The sequence below is a fragment of the Salmonella sp. SA15303 genome (genome assembly GCF_029962125.1).
GTDB lineage: Bacteria > Pseudomonadota > Gammaproteobacteria > Enterobacterales > Enterobacteriaceae > Salmonella > Salmonella enterica.
The window spans coordinates 4,650,545-4,668,809 of record NZ_CP123924.1 but is presented as its reverse complement, the minus strand read 5'-3'; the positions used below and the strand labels follow the sequence as shown (position 1 = coordinate 4,668,809).

Sequence of the window (18,265 nt, the reverse complement as noted above, 5' to 3'; positions counted from 1 at the left end):
CCTACTCAATCACTCGGTGTACATCGCATTCATATAAATATCGCCATCGTAATCATCAGGCTCCAGAGCTTCTGAAAGATTCAGGTTTATCGGCAGTGTGGCTTTTAGCTTTTCCTGCATCTCCGGCGTCAAATAGTGGTGGTGGAGATCGAGTGTTTCCAGATGCGCAATTCGGTCTTTATGCTCCAGCAGCGCCTCTGCGCCGTTGTCCGTTAAGGTACCGCATGAGAGTTCCAGCACGTTAAGCTGCGGCAGGATATTACTTTCCAGCACCCGGCGGGCGATATCATCCTGCTCTTCGCTGTTCATCAACCCCAGATGGGTGAGCTGAGGGAAAAGATCTTTCGATGCCAGCGCCATCACGTCATCCAGCGAACCGTCAAAACCGTATCCCTCTACGCCCAGGAAGAGCTTCAGCGTTTTTAATGCAGGGAGCTGCGCATTTTGTAGTTCGGCAAGTACGTTAGAAGGGATGCCGCCGGAAATGATTTCCAGGTGCTCCAGTTTCTCATGATGTATAGCGCCCAGTCGCAGATCCGACGCGCCTTTAATAATCAGTTCTTTCAGATTGGGTAACGCCGCATAGAGCCTGGAATAGTCACCTTGTTTAATCCAGGAGATCTCGCAGTCTTCGCTCTCCATATCACCGATAAACAGTGATTCCAGGTGAGTAAAGCGGGAGGCGTTCTCCACAATCATATCAATAATAGGCTGGCAGGTTTCGTCTTCCCAACAATCACCCCAGTTACCAATGGTCAGTGAGCGAAGCTTTGGCAGATCTTCATCGGTTAAAATCAAATTAATGAGCTGTTCCTGGGTTAATTCATTGTCCCAATCAATATTAAATCGCTTATTCATTTGTTTCCCTTCTCTATAAGCATGAATATGGTAAAACGCTTTGCGAATATTATCATGGCGCTTAGGGGCGGGATATCGGGAGTCTGATTCAGGATGAATGAGCGGGCAGAACAACTACCCGCTGTGATGCTGATTCGTAAAATAGAGGCAATAATATCAGAAGAAATACTTCGCCCCGATACGAATCTGGTTTTGCTCTCTATGGTAGGGGCCCACGTTACGATCTAACCAGCGTAATTCAAAGTAGGGCAACCAGTGTTCATTGATACGATAACGGAAGGTATTAGTGATTTCCCAATGATGCTTCGTACCATTACTACTATTAAAATCATTAACGTTATAAAAATAGTGTGGTTCAAAGGTATAAGAAAATTTATCGGTAATGATAAAATTCCAATAGTTACCGATTTCATAGCTGTCATTATTATCCAGTTCGCCATTCAAATCGGTTGAACTATAATTATTGTGATTATATCGGTTACGTACCGTAAGATTAAACCACGGGGTAAATTTATAGTTAACATCCAGATAGACGGCGCCGCCGGAACCAATGCTTTTGTCGTTTATTAACCCCCCAGGCTGGATGGTTAATTTATCTGTAGGTTTAAATAATGGATACCAGCCCTCAATCTCATTATAACCGTGCTTTAATTCATCATCACGCTGTAGCGTATAGGTATTGGTCAACATAATTCCGGCCCCCATATCGGAGTTATAGCCGACGCGCAGCATAAACTCCATTTGGTCAGACGCCAGGTTATAGGCCTCACGGTTTTCTACATAAGCGCCAGCAAAAACAGAGGTGGATATTACTGAAGTTAATATCACTAGAGTATTCAGAGATTTCATAATAAATCCATTTTTCAAATATAGGGAAGCCGCCATCCATCGGGATGGATAAAGCGGCAAGCGTCGTTTAATTATTTACAGTAGAAATACTTTGTTTATTATTAGTCGCGACAATTTGATTACCTGTTTTCTTTCGTTGGGCAATTTCCTCGATAATAAAAGCGAAACGTTGTTCATTGAGCTTATAAAAAAAGCCCATCGTTAGTGCTGCGATAATGGCAAGACCGCAAGGCCATAAAAAAATGAGCTGACGCAAACCAAGCAACGTGGTGTCACTTTGAGCTATGTTGGGGATATAACCGATTTGCGTCAGCATAATACCTGGCAAAAAGCCAGCAAGCGCAGCGGAAATTTTGCGGGAAAAGGTATAACCCGTATACACCGAGCCTTCAGCGCGAATACCCGTTTTCCATTCACCGTAGTCAACCGTATCCGGAACCAGCGCCCAGTTCAGGCTGTTGACGAAAGCGGTACCGAAGAAGGCGATACAAGAGAAAATAACAAACAGGAATGACGTTCCACCCCAGATAAAATTCAGGATATCGCCAACGGCCCACAATATCAGACCACCAAGATAAACCTGTTTTTTCCCGAAGCGTTTTACCGCAGCAGGTACTAATAAAACACCAATCAGGATACAGCCCATGCTGAAAAAACCCATCCATGACAACAAATGAATATCGTTCAGCACGTACTGAGTGTAATAAACCTGAATGGCCAGCTTGATATTAAAGGCGGCCAGCGTGCACAAATTGGCAACGCAGAGCACCAGCAGCGGCGGATTACGAAAAATCGCGCAGAAGGACTTCAATATGCTGGGTTTATGCGTGTCAGGTACGGTTTCGATATACCGTTCTTTTACCCCGCTAAAGCACCACCACATGCTGAACAGCCCGCAGACCGAAAAGATGACTGCTGCAATCAGATAACCCAGCGAAGGGGAACGGGTAAACAGCGCCTGAATGGGCATAAAACCTACGGTACAAAGAAGAAGGCCAATGGTAGCGCCGCCTTGTCGCCATGCGGCGAGCTGGGCGCGCTCATGCGGATTTTTGGTAATAGCGGGTACCATCGCGCCGTATGAGCAGTTCATCAGGCTGTAGAACAGACCGAACAACATAAACAGCACCGTCGCGAAGGCTGTTTTAACGGGTAAAGTAAAGTGAGTGGCAAAGAATTGCGCAGTAGCAACCAGAGCGACTGGAAATGACGCATACAGAATAAAAGGCCGAAACTTTCCTTTTGCGCCAATATTACGGCGTGAGTCCAGCAATACGCCGGTGAGCATATCGGTAAAAGCGGTGAAGAATTTCGCCACCAGAAAGATAATTCCACCGTAATATGCAGGCATCCCGAGTTCATCGGTATAAAACTTCAGTAGATACAGCGTACCGATACACAGCATCAGATTTGAGCCGAAATCGCCCACGCCATAGGCGCATTTTTCCCGCAGGCTCAACTTTAGCGTTAGCGGATCATGATTAGACATAATCGCCTCTCAAAACGCCCCGCAGGGCGTTATATTTTATTGTTGTTAAACCGTATGTTTCCGGGCCTCAATCTCTTCCACAATTCGCACGTACATCTTCTCGTTGAGGTTGTAGAAACAGCCCATCGCAATAATGGTGATGACCGCCAGCACGCAAGGATAAATAAAGATCAACTGGCGTAGGCCTTCGACGGTGCCTGCCGATTGCACCACATTCGGGATATAACCGATTTGCGTTAGCATCCAGCCGGGGAAGAACCCTGCCAGCGCCTGGGAGACCTTACGGAAGAACGTGAAGCCGGTGTAAACCGTCCCTTCCGAGCGGACGCCGGTGCGCCATTCACCGTACTCCACCGTGTCGGAAACCAGCGCCCAGTTCAGGCTGTTGACGAAGGCGGAACCGAAGAACGCCAGGCAGGAGAAGGCGACAAAACTGACCGAGCCGCCGCCAAAGAAGTAGTTGAGCAGATCGCCTGCCACCCATATTAACAGCCCGCCGATATAGACTTTCTTCTTGCCAAAACGCCTTACAGCGCCGGGCATCAAAAAAACGCCGATAAAAATACAGCCCATGCTAAAGAAGCCCATCCAGGAGAGGAGGATCGGGTCGTTAAGAACGTACTGGGTGTAATAAACCTGAATCGCCAGTTTGACGTTGAAGGCGCCAAGAGTACAAAGGTTGGCGATACACAGAATAAACAGCGGACGGTTACCGGCGATGGCGCGGAACGACTGCAATAATCCAGGCTTTTGCGCGCTATCGACAGGTTTCACTTCGACGTAGCGCTCTTTAACGCCGGCGTAGCACAGCCACATAAATAGCAGGCCAAACAATGAAAATAGCGTGGCGGCGAAAATATAGCTGAGTTGGGCATTGCCTTCGATCAGGTTCATGACCGGCACAAAGCCAACGGTACACAGCAGCAGGCCGAGAGTGGCGCCGCCCTGACGCCAGGCGGCAAGCGAGGCGCGTTCATCCGGGTTCTTGGTAATCGCGGGTACCATCGCGCCATACGAGCAGTTCATCATGCTGAAAACCAGCCCGTACAGCATAAACAGCATCGTTGCGACGACGGTTTTTCCCGTCACCTCAAACGGTGTGCCGACAAAGTTAGCAATCGCCAGTAGCGTTACCGGAAATGCCGCGTAAAGCACGAACGGGCGGAATTTGCCCTTCGGACCAATTTTACGCCGCGAGTCGAGCATAATGCCGGTACCCATATCGGTAAATGCGGTAAAAAATTTGGCGATCAGGAAAATGATCCCGCCGTAAGTCCCTGGTAAACCCAGCACATCGGTATAAAATTTGAGTAAATAGAGGGTTCCGATATCTAACAGGATATTAGAACCTAAATCCCCCAGTCCATAGGCAAGTTTTTCTTTAAACGGCAAGCGTAGGGTTGCCGGATTCGATGATGTTTGACTCATTATTCTTCTCCATCTGCCCGCAGGTTTCCCTGCGGGCGAGCCGTATTAGATATTCCGTAAAGAAGCAAAAAGTGAAGCCCACTCGCTCTTCGCGCGATAGAAGACCGGCGGCTTGCCAATGGGCGCATCCACGGTAATTTCACCGCCGTGGTGAGCTTCGCCGGTCCAGATATTCACCCAGTGATCTTCCGGCAGGTACAGCGTCCAGTCGCAACGCCCCTGCTCGTGAACCGGCGCGACCAGCAGATCCTGACCGAGCAGATATTGATATTTCAGGGTGTAGGTTGCGGCATCGTTCTCGTAATGCAGGAATAGCGGACGCATGACCGGCAGACCGGTAGCCGCGTTTTGCGCCACCGCCTGCTTGAGATACGGTTTCAGCGTGGTAAAGACGGTGGTCATGCGGGCAAAGTGGGCAATAGTTTCCGCGTCGCCGTCGAACTGCCAGTTATCGCCGGGGCGGTTGCCTTCATGGGTGCGCATCATCGGCGTAAAGGCGCTGAAATCGCACCAGCGCAGCAGCAACTCTTTGCTGCGTTTCATGTCAAACAGGGTGGTGTAGCCGCCGATATCGCTGTGATGCAGACCATGGCCGGTCATTGCCAGCGACAATGCCGCAGGCACGACAGAGGCCAGACCATCATCAAGGCTCCAGTCAACGTTCTGGTCACCTGCCCACATCATGGTGGAATATTTCTGACTGCCGGTGTAACCCGCACGCATAAAGAACAGGATCTCGCCGAGCTTGCCGGTCTCCTGTAGCGCTTCGTAGTTACATTTCGCCCAGAGCGCAGGCCAGGCGTTATGCATGATCTCGGCGCTGACGCCGTTGTGCAGATACGTGTCGGTCGGCAGATATTCGCCGAAATCCGCCATCCAGCCGCTGCAGCCGAGCGCGATCATGCTCTTTTTGATGACGTCTTTGAACCAGTCGTAAGCTTCAGGATTGGTCAGATCGACCACGCCGCCATAGAATTCGCCAAACTCGACCAGATAGTCGCCGCCCGTGGCGTCTTTCGCCAGATAGCCGTGTTTCGCCGCCTCGGCGCAGAGGTCTTTATCACTGGCGACGTATGGGTTGATATAAGAGAGGAACTGGACGCCTTCTTCTTTCCACTGTTTGATACGGCTATCCAGCTGTGGATAGTTGTCGCTATTCCACTTCCAGTTCCACATCACGCGCTTGCCAAAGGAGGTCATGCGGATACCGGACCAGTCCTGCGCCCAAATACCGTTCACTTTTACGCCTGCGTTGCGCATGGTATCCAGTTTTTGCTGGCAAACTTCCGTACCGCCCTGAATGCCTAGCGTGACGCCGTCGTAAACCCAGTCCGGCAGCTCCGGCTGGCGACCTAACAGCGCAGTCAGTTTTTCCAGCAGGGCGATGTAGGTGTCGGCACACTCAAAACGTAGCGTAGTTTTATCTTCCCACAGCGCCAGTTCGTGATACTCCGGCGCGCTGAAGTCGAAATTCATATAGCAGCTATTATCGACGTGGCAGTAATACTTCTGCGTGCTGACAAAGGTCGGTTGCGGGAAGAAGGTCCAGTAATAGTCGCCGCCGGCGTTCTCTTTACAGTCTGCCTGCCAGGTGACATAGCTGGTTTTATTACGGCCAACGCCCTGTTCGCTGGTCCACAGCGGGAACGGCTTGCCGCGCAAATCGAAATAAGAGAACTGTTCGTCGCAGCCGTAGATATGGTCGTCTGGATTAGCTGCGAGACGTAACCAGATACGGTTATGGTGCAGGTCGTCGTTTTGCAGATCCAGCTGCAGGCGTCCCGCTTCATCGGCGGAGATGCGAAGGGTGGCGCTAATTGTTGCGCCACGGCTGAATTGTACCAGCCAGCCGTCAGGTAGCTCGCTGACGGTGGCCTCCGTTAATGCAATCTTTTCGTTAAGTTTGTCTTTGATGCTAAAGTTGCCGCGAAACATGTCAATGTCGGCAACGCCCGCGCCAATCCACAGACAGGGATTTTCGGTGCTGTGGCGTAAAATCAGGCGCTGTTGCCAGCTAAGCGCAAAACCATCCTGTGATGTTGTCAGTTCAAAATCGGTTGACCGTTGTGGTAGAGAATTCATTGTAATCTCCGTGAATGTAGGGTAATTCGGTAATCCATTTGGGCTAGTCGCAGCCGATGGAAAAATGCAGTTGATGGATCGCTTTTGGGGCAAGATGAATCAGTGCGATCCCGGAATTAAATGCATCGGGCGGGCAGCTCATAGGCTCTACCGCGAGACCTTTTCGGCTGAGTTTTTCGCCGGTATAGATCTGTAACCAGGGCTGGGTGCTGCGTAAAAATGTGGACATGTTCTGCGTTGGGCTGGTAAGTCTGACCTCCCACTCAGCCGGGGTAGTCGCGGTCTTAACCGCATGATCAAGGCGCGTTTCGCCGAGCAGGCATGATGCGGAAAAATCCCTGCCTGCGGGCAATTCTTCGCTTGCAGGCAGTGTTAATACACAGCTATCGATGCTTTGCAGATTGCAAGTCAAATAAGGATGCGCGCCCGCGCCATAAGGGGCTGATTCATCGCCAATGTTTTGCGTACGAATCAATACGTGCAGCCCACTGGCGGCATCTAACCGATAAATCACTTCCGATATCAACGCAAAGGGATAGCCGTAAGAGGGCGGCAGAAAAATCGTTAGCGACGCTTCCGTCGCCGACTGATAATTAATCTGCCAGTCTCGCCAGGCTAACAGACCGTGAATGGCGGTCTGCGAAACCGGGTCGTTAACGGCAAGCTGGAAAACCTTGCCGTTATAGGAGTAGCAGCCATTTGTCACGCGATTTGGCCAGGGAATCAATACTTTCCCCAGATGCGCCATGGGTATTTCTTCCGGTTTATGCGGGATGACCACATGGCGTCCATGATGGGTCAGTTCCGCCAGACCTGCGCCAACCGTGACGATTTTCGCCTGGTAATGGCCCGCATTAAGCTGAATAGTTTTTCCACCGCTGTGCATGGCTGCCATCCTCATGACCTATTTCGCGTTGATATCCAGGAGACCCGCCGCGACCGCCGGAGCCAGGCCCGGCGCCAGTGGCAGACGAGGAATGACCAGACAGTGCAGCAGATGGTAAATATCTTGCTTGCCGTCCCACACTTTGGTGGTCACTTTGTTATCGGCGTCCAGCTCTTGCCACCAGGAACCATTTTCATAGTCCATCAGGTACTTAATGCAGTAGTCCCACCATTTCTGATACCACTCTTCATACTGGCTATCGTCCGTCAGGGTGTAGAGGGCGTAGGCCGTACCCATCGCTTCCACAATCGGCCAGCGCACGCGTTCACGTACGATAGGTTTACCGTCCCAGTCGACTGAGTAGACAAAGCCGTCTGCGCCATCTGGCGCCCAGGCGTCGCGGATAGTGGCATGGAACAGACCTTTCGCATCCTCCAGCAGCCAGGCGGGTGGCGTTTCGAAGCGGGCCTCCAGCGCAGCATGGAGATGGAGCATCAGACGGCCCCACTCAATCCAGTGACCGGGCGTACCGCCGTAGGCGCGGAAACGGTGGGCAGGATTATCTTTGTTATAGTCGCGGATAGGGTTCCACTGTGAATCGAAGTGTTCATTGACGCGGTAATCACCGTTGCGCGCCACATCATGAATAATTACCGACGCGATACGCAGCGCGCGATCCAGCCATTTTTTGTCATGGGTAACGTCATAAACAATCAGGAACGCTTCGACGGCGTGCATATTGGCGTTGCCGCCACGGTAGTCTTCCGTCTGGCTGAAGGCTTCATCCCAGGACTCCAGGCACATCTGCTCTTCTTCACTCCAGAAGTATTTCTCAATCACTTCTATGGTGTAATCCAGCAATTTCCTGGCTTCAGGATGCCCGGTCGTGACGGCGCTGGCCGCGCCCAGCAAGGCGAAGAAGTGTTGATAACCCTGTTTAGAGGCATCTACCACGCCCTGATCGTTAACGCAGGCATACCAGCCGCCGTATTTTTTATCGCGCAGCGCGCCGTTCATGGCTTTGATGCCGTGATCGACCAGATCATAAGCGCCCGGTCGGCCCATCGACGCCGCCACGGAATAAACGTGCAGCATACGCGCCGTGATCCAAAGATGGGTGCCCATCTCTTCTTTGATTTGCCCTTTATTTCCCAGCCAGCCGAAGCCTGTCGGCACCACGGCGTTTTTACCGAAATTAAAGATGCGGTCGGTTTCCTGCTCCAGCCAGCGGTTGTGGCTCAACGTGTTAAACCATTTCATTCTGTCATCCTCGTATTAACGACGTTTTGCCATCATTTCATCGACGATCTCGCCCAGACGTTGCAATTTAGGCGCGGAAACATCACGTAGCATCAGCTCGGTATCCGGTAAACCAATTACTGATGACCAGACCGCGCGTCCCGCCAGGAACCCGGATGCGCCAGCTTCCATGGCGACCCTGACTGCGCGAGGGAACAGTTTTTCGTCCACACCGGAAGAGAGGATGACCCACGGCATATTGATATGCCCATTCAGGCGTTGTGAGGCGGTAAGAAGATCGGAACGTGCGCCTTTGCCGTAGAGCGGCATTTCAACTTTGTAAAGATCGGCGCCGCTGTCGCCCAGCTCTTTGGCCGCATCGATAATCGCCTGCTCGCGATCGAACTTGTCGCCGCAGCGCGGCGGACGTACAACCGGTTCGATAATGCTCAGCAAACCATTGGAGTGACATAATTCATTGAATTCTTTGACCATATTCAGACGCTGCTGCGCGTCTTCGTCGCTGCGCCACAGCACCAACAGTTTTAAGGCTTTCGCGCCGTCCCGTTTTACCGCCTGCGCATTAATTTTTTTATCAAGGACCACGTTATCAACGGGAATACCGTTGCCCGGGATGAAATCATCCGCCGCGACGATCATGGCGCAGCTTTTAGCGACCGCGTTTTGTTCTACGGCCTGGCGATAACAGAACTGCTGATCCAGCAGAACGGCAGAGGCATACGGGGAAAGAATTTTCGCCGCATTCACTTTGAAATCCGTCAGCACGCTATCGGCAACGGGTGTTTTCGCACCAGCAGCAGCAAACATTAAACGCATCGCCTCGCGCTGATCGACAGCCAGCATGGCAAACCCGCCGGACGCTCGCGTAATGTCTTTGATGGTGTAGTTGTTCATTCAATTTTCCTTTATACAGTCGTTACTTTTTTACGTTGGCGGTCAGCCCGGCGCTGATGCGCACCTGTTCCAGGATGGCGCTCCAGTCTTCCCGACCGCGGCCTGCGGCCCGCGCCAGGTTATAAACTTCACGGGAGGCGGCGCCGAGCGGCATCGGTACGTGCAGTTGATTGGCGACATCCAACGCGATGCCAAGATCTTTGTGCGCCAGATCGATCATGAAGGCGGGAGACAGATCTCCTTTCATCACTTTATTCGGCCAGGTGGTGGTGAAATGCCCTTTGCCTGCGGCAGTGCCGCTCATCACTTTTAAAGCCACGTCGAAGGAAAGCCCCAGCGCTTCACACAGCACGGCGGCTTCGGCGGAGAGCGCATTTAGCGCAATACTCATGTAGTTGTTGATCAGTTTTACGCGAATACCCATTCCCGGGCCGCCGGTGTTGACCAGCTCATTACCCATCGCCATCAGAACAGGGGTAGCACGCTCTACTTGCTCCGCCGTACCGCCTGCCAGCAGCAACAATGTGCCGGTAATCGCGTTGTCGGATGTCCGGCCTACCGGCACATCCATCATGCTGAACCCTTTGCTCTGCATGTCGGCAATCAGATTATCGGTTTGCAACGGATGAATAGTGGACATATCAATGACCAGCGCTTCACGGGAAAGAGTTTCACAAACGCCTTGCTCGCCAAACAAAACGGAACGAACCAGATCGCCGTTCGGGAGCATGGTGATAACAAATTCAGCGCCGATGGTTGCCTGAGCCGGGCTGCTTGCAGGTTGCGCGCCTTTGTCTACCAGACGCTGTACGGCGTCGGGATTAACATCGAAGACGCTGAGTTGATGGCCCTGCTTTAGCAGATTGCTCGCCATAGGGGAGCCCATCTGTCCCAACCCGATAAATGCTATAACTGCCATATCGTTCTCCTGAACACGGTGGTGTCATTTTTTGTCATTAATGAGCATTTTTCTGTCTGTTTGTGATCGTATTTGTAATTTATAGTCAAAAAATTGACAGCCGTCACTTTTTAAACATTTCGTGAAATTAAAATGAGCACATCGAAAATGCTTGAGGAATGACCATGGTTCGTATTGCTTGTGTAGGTATTACCGTGATGGATCGCATCTATTACGTGGAAGGATTACCGACAGAAGGGGGTAAATATGTGGCGAAGCGCTATACGGAAGTGGGCGGCGGGCCTGCGGCGACCGCTGCCGTGGCTGCGGCGAAATTGGGCGCACAGGTGGACTTTATTGGCCGTGTGGGCGATGACGACACCGGAAACAGCCTGCTGGCGGAACTGGAATCCCTGGGGGTAAATACCCGCTATACCCGCCGCTACACGCAGGCCATGTCGTCGCAGTCAGCGATTATGGTGGATGCCAAAGGAGAGCGGATTATCGTTAATTATCCCAGCCCGGATTTATTACCTGACGCCGACTGGCTTAACGACATCGATTTTTCGCAGTGGGATGTGGTGTTGGCGGATGTGCGCTGGCATGACGGCGCAAAACAGGCGTTTACGCTGGCGCGTCAGGCTGGCGTCATGACTGTTCTTGATGGCGATATTACGCCGCAGGATATTAGCGAGCTGGTGGCGTTAAGCGACCACGCCGCCTTCTCCGAGCCAGGGCTGGCACGCCTGACGGGGATGAGCGAAGCCATTGATGCGCTAAAAAAAGCACAAATGCTCACAAATGGACATGTCTATGTCACGCGAGGCAGTGAAGGCTGCAACTGGTTGGAAAAAGCGGCGGTACGCCACCAACCGGGTTTTACCGTGGAGGTGGTGGATACTACTGGCGCGGGCGATGTTTTTCATGGCGCACTGGCATTTGGCCTGGCAAGCGGATACGCCATCGAAGAGGCTGTCAGATTCGCCAGCGGCGTTGCCGCGCTGAAGTGTACGCGCCCGGGTGGCCGGGCGGGTATCCCTGATTGTGAGCAAACCCGATCTTTCTTGTCACTTTTTGTATAATATGAGCAGTAGGAAGCTTTTAGAGGAATGCTCATGAGTCTTACCGAACTGACCGGTAATCCGCGACACGATCGGCTGTTAATGCTAATTGATGAGCGCGGCTATATGAATATCGATGAGTTAGCCAGTTTGTTGGAGGTCTCTACCCAGACGGTTCGCCGCGATATTCGTAAATTAAGCGAGCAGGGGCTGATTACGCGTCATCACGGCGGCGCTGGCAGAGCGTCCAGTGTGGTCAATACCGCCTTTGAGCAGCGAGAGGTCTCCTGGACGCAAGAGAAAAAAGCCATTGCGGAAGCCGTGGCTGACTATATTCCGGATGGCTCCACGATATTTATCACGATTGGAACGACGGTTGAGCAGGTGGCGCGCGCGCTGCTCAACCATAATCATCTGCGCATTATCACCAATAGCCTGCGCGTCGCGCACATTCTTTATAATAACCCTCGTTTTGAAGTGATGGTGCCTGGCGGCACGCTGCGCCCGCATAATAGCGGCATTATCGGGCCATCCGCGGCGGCGTTTGTGGCGGGGTTCCGGGCTGACTATCTCGTCACCAGCGTAGGCGCGATAGAGAGCGATGGCGCGTTACTGGAGTTTGATGTCAACGAAGCCAGCGTAGTGAAAACCATGATGGCCCACTCGCGACATATTTTGCTGGCCGCCGATCATACGAAATACCATGCTTCTGCGGCGGTTGAGATCGGCAATGTGTCACAGATTACCGCTCTGTTTACGGACGAGTATCCCGGTCCGGCATTACAGAATTTACTTCAATCCCAGCAAATCGAAGTGGTTCAGGTGAGTCCTTCGCTGGACGACGCCGTTTCAGCGTGACAAGCGCCCTTGCGCCGGAGGGTCGCGTCAGCGCTTTATCCGGCCAATAAAACGGCGCTGTGATGCAGGCGATATTGAACATCGTCTGCGTTTCTATTGTCTTTTTGTTAATTGATTTATAAAGGGATACATAGTCAAACTTCTCCTTTCCCGCTACAGTTATTCATCCCCGGTTAGCAAGGAGAATGACATGCTCTACATCTTTGATTTAGGTAATGTGATTGTCGACATCGACTTTAACCGCGTATTAGGTGTGTGGAGCGATCTGAGTCGAGTACCGCTGGCTTCGCTGAAGCAAAAATTTACGATGGGCGAGACTTTTCACCAACATGAACGCGGTGAGATAACGGACGAAGCGTTTGCTGAAGCTTTCTGTCATGAAATGGCGTTATCGCTCAGTTATGAACAATTTGCGCACGGCTGGCAGGCGGTATTTGTCGGATTACGGCCCGAGGTGATTGCTATCATGCATAAACTGCGCGAGCAGGGGCATCGCGTGGTGGTGCTATCCAATACTAACCGACTGCATACCCACTTCTGGCCGGAGGAATACCCGGAGGTGCGCGCTGCCGCCGACCATATCTATTTATCGCAGGATTTGGGAATGCGTAAGCCGGAAGCGCGTATTTATCAGCACGTCCTGCAGAAAGAAGGTTTTTCCGCTGCCGATGCGGTCTTTTTCGACGACAATGCCGATAATATAGAAGGGGCCAACCAGTTGGGGATCACCAGTATTCTGGTGAAGGATAAAGCCACCATCCCTGACTATTTCGCGAAGCTGTTATGCTAAAAACCGTTCACCAAAAAGCTGGACGCCATACGCGCCCTGTTCGGGCCTGGCTCAAGCTATTATGGCAGCGTATCGATGAGGATAATATGACGACTCTGGCGGGAAACCTCGCCTATGTCTCATTACTCTCCTTAGTACCGCTTATTGCCGTCGTTTTTGCCCTTTTCGCTGCTTTTCCGATGTTTTCTGATGTCAGCATTCAGTTACGCCATTTTATTTTTGCTAACTTTATGCCAGCCACCGGAGACGTGATTCAGCGCTATATTGAGCAGTTTGTCGCTAATTCCAACAAAATGACGGCGGTGGGCGCCTGTGGACTGATTGTGACGGCATTGCTGTTGATGTACGCCATTGATAGCGCCTTAAACACTATCTGGCGCAGCAAACGCACACGGCCAAAAGTGTACTCTTTTGCGGTGTACTGGATGATCCTCACGCTCGGCCCGCTTCTCGCTGGCGTCAGCCTGGCGATCAGCTCCTACCTGCTTTCTTTACGCTGGGCCAGCGATCTGAATACGGTCATCGACAATGTATTGCACATCCTTCCGCTGCTGCTCTCGTGGATCTCATTCTGGTTACTTTACAGTATTGTCCCAACGACTCGCGTACCGAACCGTGACGCCCTTGTCGGCGCGTTTGTCGCAGCGTTGCTGTTCGAGGCCGGAAAGAAAGGTTTCGCGCTTTATATCACCATGTTCCCGTCATATCAGCTCATTTATGGCGTACTGGCAGTGATCCCTATCCTGTTTGTCTGGGTATACTGGACCTGGTGTATAGTCTTGCTTGGCGCAGAAATAACTGTCACTCTCGGGGAATACCGAAAACTCAAACAAGCCGCAGAACAAGAAGAAGCTGACCAACCATGATTGCATTAATTCAACGCGTAACCCGTGCCAGCGTCACCGTGGAGGACGAGGTGACGGGTAAAATCGGCCCAGGACTTTTGGTGTTATTGGGTGTCGAAAAAGAAGATGACGAACAAAAAGCGAATCGTCTGTGCGAGCGCGTGCTGGGATACCGTATCTTCAGCGATGCTGACGGCAAGATGAATCTGAATGTACAACAGGCTGGCGGCAGCGTGCTGGTGGTGTCGCAGTTTACGCTGGCGGCAGATACCGAGCGCGGTATGCGGCCAAGCTTTTCCGGCGGGGCTGCGCCGGATCGCGCGCAGGCGCTTTATGAATATTTTGTCGAGCGCTGCCGCCAGCAGGCGATAAACACGCAAACCGGACGCTTCGCTGCCGATATGCAGGTTGAGCTGGTTAATGACGGCCCCGTGACATTCTGGCTCCAGGTATGAGTCAGCTTCCGGCGTGGCCGCGGATAACAAGAGAGAGTACGGCTATGTATCACCTTCGAGTTCCGCAAACAGAAGAAGAATTAGAACGTTACTACCAGTTTCGCTGGGAGATGCTGCGTAAACCGCTGCACCAGCCGAAAGGGTCGGAACGGGATGGCTGGGATGCGTTGGCGCACCATCAAATGGTGGTGGACGAAGAAGGAAATTTAGTTGCAGTGGGCCGCCTTTATATCAATGCAGATAACGAGGCGTCTATCCGTTTTATGGCTGTACATCCCTCGGTACAGGATAAAGGGCTGGGGACATTAATGGCGATGACCCTGGAGTCTGTTGCCCGCCAGGAAGGCGTTAAGCGCGTCACCTGCAGTGCGCGCGAAGATGCGGTTGAGTTCTTTGCCAAACTCGGGTTTGTCAATCAGGGGGAGATTACTACGCCCACAACCACGCCAATCCGCCATTTTCTGATGATTAAACCGGTAGCATCGCTGGATGATATCCTGCATCGCGGCGACTGGTGCGGGCAGCTTCAGCAGGCCTGGTATGAGCACATTCCATTGAGTGAAAAGATGGGGGTGCGCATTCAGCAGTACACCGGGCAAAAATTTATCACCACGATGCCGGAAACCGGTAATCAAAATCCGCATCACACGGTGTTTGCCGGCAGCCTGTTCTCCCTGGCGACGCTGACCGGATGGGGACTTATCTGGCTGATGCTCCGTGAACGCCACCTGGGCGGGACGATTATTCTTGCTGACGCCCATATTCGCTACAGTAAACCCATTAGCGGAAAGCCAAACGCCGTGGCTGATTTGGGGTCGCTAAGCGGTGATTTGGACAGGCTGGCGCGGGGTAAAAAAGCGCGTGTCCAGTTGCAGGTTGAACTGTTGGGCGGCGAGACCGCCGGAGCAATTTTCGAAGGCATTTATATCGTACTACCTGCGAAACCGTTCGGCCCGTATGAAGAGGGCGGGAATGAGGAGGAGTAGCTGGACATATCCAACTACTCGATGAAGGCATCTGCTGGTAGTTTGAAGCGTTGTGTAAGCGCTTTAATATGATTAACCGTTAGTGCTCTGCGGCCATTTAAGATGTTGCTGACGTTCGATTTAGAACCAAGTTCGTTGGCAAGATCTGCTGCTTTGAGACCGTATTGATCCATGAGCGTTCGCAATACTGAAACGCCAGGGGGCGTTTTCTCCAGGTGTTGGTTGAGTGCTTTGAATTCCGGCGCATGTTTTTCGTATTCACTGATTCGGGCACAGAGCAATTCAAATAGTGGGTTTTCAAGATCGTCGTGGTCGACCAGAAACTCCACTAGCGCTAGTGCCCTGCGATACTCATTGTCATTTCGGTCTTCCCCCATCAGTGGGACGGTTTTTACCGCATCGCTGAAGGTATCAACGATCTTTTTTGCGCTGGTTGCATCCATCTGACGATGAGTTCTCATTCTTTATTACCCCGATAGTATGCGGTCAGTTTGTCATATTCGGCATGGGAAACGATATGTTTCACAAATATCTTATGTAACCTGAAATCTATGTAGGAAATGAGTCTCAGGCTGTTACCAGAAACATCAATCACCCACCATTTATCTCTGTACTTAAAATTATCCAGTGAAGGAATATACCGCTTCATCTCTTCAGGCTGAGTGAATGTTTTTTTCTCCAGAACATTCAGCAACTCAGTGAGAGCAAGCTCATGGTTTGGATACATGAGCATCGCTTCATTGAACGGTTTTCGGCTGATAACATGCACAATGTAGTTCCATTACAAAGTTTTCAACCTGAAAACAATTTAGCGCAACGTTATCCAGTTTTCAAGTTGAAAACAAAATTGAATTTTAGGTCATTTTGCCTGTTGATGGACTTACAACACGCCAGGCCACATCTCGCATGGCGCTTCGTGCCGCCTGGCTCACGCCTCCGAGCTGGAAAAAGCCATGGATGACACCGAGATAGCGCTGGCAAGTACATTCCACACCCTGTTCCTGGAACCGTTGATACAGGGCCTCGCCCTCATCGCGCAGTGGGTCGAATTCGGCAGTAATGATGTGCGTGGATGGCAGTCCGGCGAAGTCCTCACGCCAGAGCGGACTGGCTTCAGGATGCAGTGGATCGGTTCGCGGCATATACATCTCGTAGCCTGAAAGCAGCGTGTCACGCGTGATAATGTAATCCAGCCCATTACAGGTGTAGCTCGCAAACCTGGCGGTTGCGTCCAGCATGGGGTAGATCAGAATCAGCTGTGCAGGTTGCCATTGACGGGCGGCTTTCAGGCGTAGCGCGGTGACCAGCGCCAGATGCCCACCCGCGCTGTCACCAGCAAGCGTAATGTTCTCGCGATCTATCCCCAGTTTCTGGGCATATTTCCAGATAGTATTGGCTCCGGTTTCGGCATCGTTATGTGCGGCCGGGAAGGTGTGATCTGGTGCAAGTCGGTACTGTGCCGCAATCACGCGACAACGGCTGTAAAAAGCTAACTGCCTTAACTGGTTATCGTGAGTGGCAAAACCGCCGCTGACAAAGCAGCCACCATGATAATAAATGATGCAGGGTAATTTCCCTGTGGCATTGAGCGGCGAAACCACGCGAAACGTCATGGCATCGAGTTCAATATCTTCAACCTGGACGCGGGTTTCTGTTTCTCCTGCCAGTGTCGTGCTGGCGATGTAGCCCGCCCTCCGGTCATCAATATTCTGTTCGCGAGAAGAGGGGCGGCCCGCGGCGATAAACCCAGCGACCAGTTCGGCAATTCCTTTTTCCAGTGGCATATAACGCTCCTTTGACTGTATGTATGTACAGTTTATAACCTGGTTCGTTGGGGATGGAAAGTGGTGAAACGAGGGGATAATGATTCTGGATAGAGGTTCGCAAAAAATGGAATGCGGTTGGCGCTGGGTTTTTAATTTTTGTACTGTGAAACGATGATGCTATACGCCATTGACGTATAGATTATTTTCACTACTATAAGCCAATGGCGTATGGAATATGCAATTTATAGAAACGGAACTCTTTACTGAAGATGTTAAAAAACTGCTCGATGATGATGAATACCATAAGCTTCAGGTTTTTATGGCTCAGCATCCAGATTGTGGTGATGTCATTCAGGAAACGGGCGGCCTGAGAAAAATGCGCTGGGGAGCGCGAGGCAAAGGAAAGCGTAGTGGCGTGCGAATTATCTATTTTCACCGTAGTCAACGGTATGAGATTCGCTTGCTTCTGATTTATCAAAAAGGCATTAAAGATGATCTCACGCCGCAGGAAAAAGCGGTGCTTCGTATGCTGAATGAGAGGTGGTAGATGGATAAAGTGTTATTTGAGCGATTAACTCAAAGTATGTCTCAAATGAATGAAATCATTGAAGGGACCCGTGAACCTTCTCGTACCTTTCATATTGATGCAATGAAGATTAAAGAAATACGGCAGGCATCTGGGTTGTCGCAATCTAAGTTTGCAGAGCTGATTTCGGTCAACGTGGATACGCTGCGCAACTGGGAGCAAGGAAGACGTTCACCGACAGGGCCAGCCAAAGCGTTACTTCGCGCCATTGCCAACGACCCGAGAAACGTTATACAAGCATTGCGTTATTGAGCAATGATCCGGCTAACGTAGA

At 51.5% G+C, this 18,265-nt stretch carries 20 protein-coding genes; 8 read left to right on the top strand and 12 right to left on the bottom strand.

What is annotated here, in order from left to right; genetic code table 11:
• Nucleotides 1-9: 9 nt before the first annotated feature.
• The 9 genes from QEN31_RS22780 to yihU all read right to left on the bottom strand — a co-directional run bounded on the left by QEN31_RS22780 (nucleotide 10) and on the right by yihU (nucleotide 10,665).
• Nucleotides 10-858: an STM4015 family protein gene (locus QEN31_RS22780; RefSeq protein ID WP_001042093.1), complete on the bottom strand. Its 849-nt coding sequence runs from the start codon at nucleotides 856-858 to the stop codon at nucleotides 10-12.
• A 156-nt stretch (nucleotides 859-1,014) separates the two neighbouring features.
• The gene (ompL, locus tag QEN31_RS22775) at nucleotides 1,015-1,707 is read right to left on the bottom strand and encodes a porin OmpL (protein ID WP_000838828.1); all 693 of its coding nucleotides are present in this window, start codon (nucleotides 1,705-1,707) and stop codon (nucleotides 1,015-1,017) included.
• 67 nt (nucleotides 1,708-1,774) lie between these two features.
• The gene (locus QEN31_RS22770) at nucleotides 1,775-3,196 is read right to left on the bottom strand and encodes an MFS transporter (RefSeq protein ID WP_000064888.1); all 1,422 of its coding nucleotides are present in this window, start codon (nucleotides 3,194-3,196) and stop codon (nucleotides 1,775-1,777) included.
• Between the two features lie 45 nt (nucleotides 3,197-3,241).
• Entirely contained in the window at nucleotides 3,242-4,624 is a 1,383-nt protein-coding gene (locus QEN31_RS22765) for an MFS transporter (RefSeq protein ID WP_000084251.1), read from the bottom strand.
• A 45-nt stretch (nucleotides 4,625-4,669) separates the two neighbouring features.
• Nucleotides 4,670-6,706 carry an alpha-glucosidase gene (locus QEN31_RS22760; protein WP_099949739.1) on the bottom strand — a complete coding sequence of 679 codons (2,037 nt, stop codon included), beginning with the start codon at nucleotides 6,704-6,706 and terminating at the stop codon, nucleotides 4,670-4,672.
• Nucleotides 6,707-6,749: 43 nt separating this feature from the next.
• A complete protein-coding gene (locus tag QEN31_RS22755; RefSeq protein WP_001675468.1) occupies nucleotides 6,750-7,607 on the bottom strand; it encodes an aldose-1-epimerase in 858 nt (285 codons plus the stop codon).
• 3 nt (nucleotides 7,608-7,610) lie between these two features.
• On the bottom strand, nucleotides 7,611-8,852 hold the full coding sequence (gene yihS, locus QEN31_RS22750) for a sulfoquinovose isomerase (protein ID WP_000870946.1): 1,242 nt from the start codon (nucleotides 8,850-8,852) through the stop codon (nucleotides 7,611-7,613).
• 15 nt (nucleotides 8,853-8,867) lie between these two features.
• Nucleotides 8,868-9,746, bottom strand: coding sequence for a sulfofructosephosphate aldolase (gene yihT, locus QEN31_RS22745; protein WP_001067421.1), 879 nt, complete (start codon nucleotides 9,744-9,746; stop codon nucleotides 8,868-8,870).
• Between the two features lie 22 nt (nucleotides 9,747-9,768).
• Nucleotides 9,769-10,665: a sulfolactaldehyde 3-reductase gene (gene yihU, locus QEN31_RS22740; RefSeq protein WP_000268253.1), complete on the bottom strand. Its 897-nt coding sequence runs from the start codon at nucleotides 10,663-10,665 to the stop codon at nucleotides 9,769-9,771.
• Between the two features lie 164 nt (nucleotides 10,666-10,829).
• Here yihU and QEN31_RS22735 point away from each other — a divergent pair, with 164 nt between their 5' ends.
• The 6 genes from QEN31_RS22735 (at nucleotide 10,830) to fabY (ending at nucleotide 15,639) form a co-directional block, all read left to right on the top strand.
• The gene (locus QEN31_RS22735; RefSeq protein WP_001520529.1) at nucleotides 10,830-11,726 is read left to right on the top strand and encodes a sugar kinase; all 897 of its coding nucleotides are present in this window, start codon (nucleotides 10,830-10,832) and stop codon (nucleotides 11,724-11,726) included.
• Nucleotides 11,727-11,759: 33 nt separating this feature from the next.
• Nucleotides 11,760-12,563, top strand: coding sequence for a DeoR/GlpR family DNA-binding transcription regulator (locus tag QEN31_RS22730; RefSeq protein WP_000059693.1), 804 nt, complete (start codon nucleotides 11,760-11,762; stop codon nucleotides 12,561-12,563).
• 190 nt (nucleotides 12,564-12,753) lie between these two features.
• Entirely contained in the window at nucleotides 12,754-13,353 is a 600-nt protein-coding gene (yihX, locus tag QEN31_RS22725) for a glucose-1-phosphatase (RefSeq protein WP_000965695.1), read from the top strand.
• Nucleotides 13,347-14,219: a virulence factor BrkB family protein gene (locus QEN31_RS22720; protein ID WP_000921427.1), complete on the top strand. Its 873-nt coding sequence runs from the start codon at nucleotides 13,347-13,349 to the stop codon at nucleotides 14,217-14,219. The genes yihX and QEN31_RS22720 overlap by 7 nt, the downstream gene beginning before the upstream one ends.
• Entirely contained in the window at nucleotides 14,216-14,653 is a 438-nt protein-coding gene (gene dtd, locus QEN31_RS22715; protein WP_000560974.1) for a D-aminoacyl-tRNA deacylase, read from the top strand. Before QEN31_RS22720 ends, dtd begins: the two co-directional genes overlap by 4 nt.
• Before the next feature lie 44 nt (nucleotides 14,654-14,697).
• Nucleotides 14,698-15,639, top strand: coding sequence for a fatty acid biosynthesis protein FabY (fabY, locus tag QEN31_RS22710; RefSeq protein ID WP_001518251.1), 942 nt, complete (start codon nucleotides 14,698-14,700; stop codon nucleotides 15,637-15,639).
• Between the two features lie 14 nt (nucleotides 15,640-15,653).
• On the opposite strand, the gene QEN31_RS22705 is transcribed toward fabY, so the two are convergent.
• From QEN31_RS22705 to QEN31_RS22695, 3 genes are all read right to left on the bottom strand, one after another.
• The gene (locus QEN31_RS22705) at nucleotides 15,654-16,100 is read right to left on the bottom strand and encodes a helix-turn-helix domain-containing protein (RefSeq protein WP_001259011.1); all 447 of its coding nucleotides are present in this window, start codon (nucleotides 16,098-16,100) and stop codon (nucleotides 15,654-15,656) included.
• Entirely contained in the window at nucleotides 16,097-16,408 is a 312-nt protein-coding gene (locus tag QEN31_RS22700) for a type II toxin-antitoxin system HigB family toxin (RefSeq protein ID WP_000558166.1), read from the bottom strand. Before QEN31_RS22700 ends, QEN31_RS22705 begins: the two co-directional genes overlap by 4 nt.
• Nucleotides 16,409-16,493: 85 nt before the next feature.
• On the bottom strand, nucleotides 16,494-17,423 hold the full coding sequence (locus tag QEN31_RS22695; protein WP_001127703.1) for an alpha/beta hydrolase: 930 nt from the start codon (nucleotides 17,421-17,423) through the stop codon (nucleotides 16,494-16,496).
• A gap of 217 nt (nucleotides 17,424-17,640) precedes the next feature.
• Between QEN31_RS22695 and QEN31_RS22690 the strand changes: the two genes are divergently transcribed.
• Both QEN31_RS22690 and QEN31_RS22685 read left to right on the top strand, forming a co-directional pair.
• The gene (locus QEN31_RS22690) at nucleotides 17,641-17,952 is read left to right on the top strand and encodes a cytotoxic translational repressor of toxin-antitoxin stability system (protein ID WP_001159630.1); all 312 of its coding nucleotides are present in this window, start codon (nucleotides 17,641-17,643) and stop codon (nucleotides 17,950-17,952) included.
• Nucleotides 17,953-18,243: a helix-turn-helix domain-containing protein gene (locus tag QEN31_RS22685; RefSeq protein ID WP_000362050.1), complete on the top strand. Its 291-nt coding sequence runs from the start codon at nucleotides 17,953-17,955 to the stop codon at nucleotides 18,241-18,243.
• The last annotated feature ends 22 nt before the right edge of the window (nucleotides 18,244-18,265 follow it).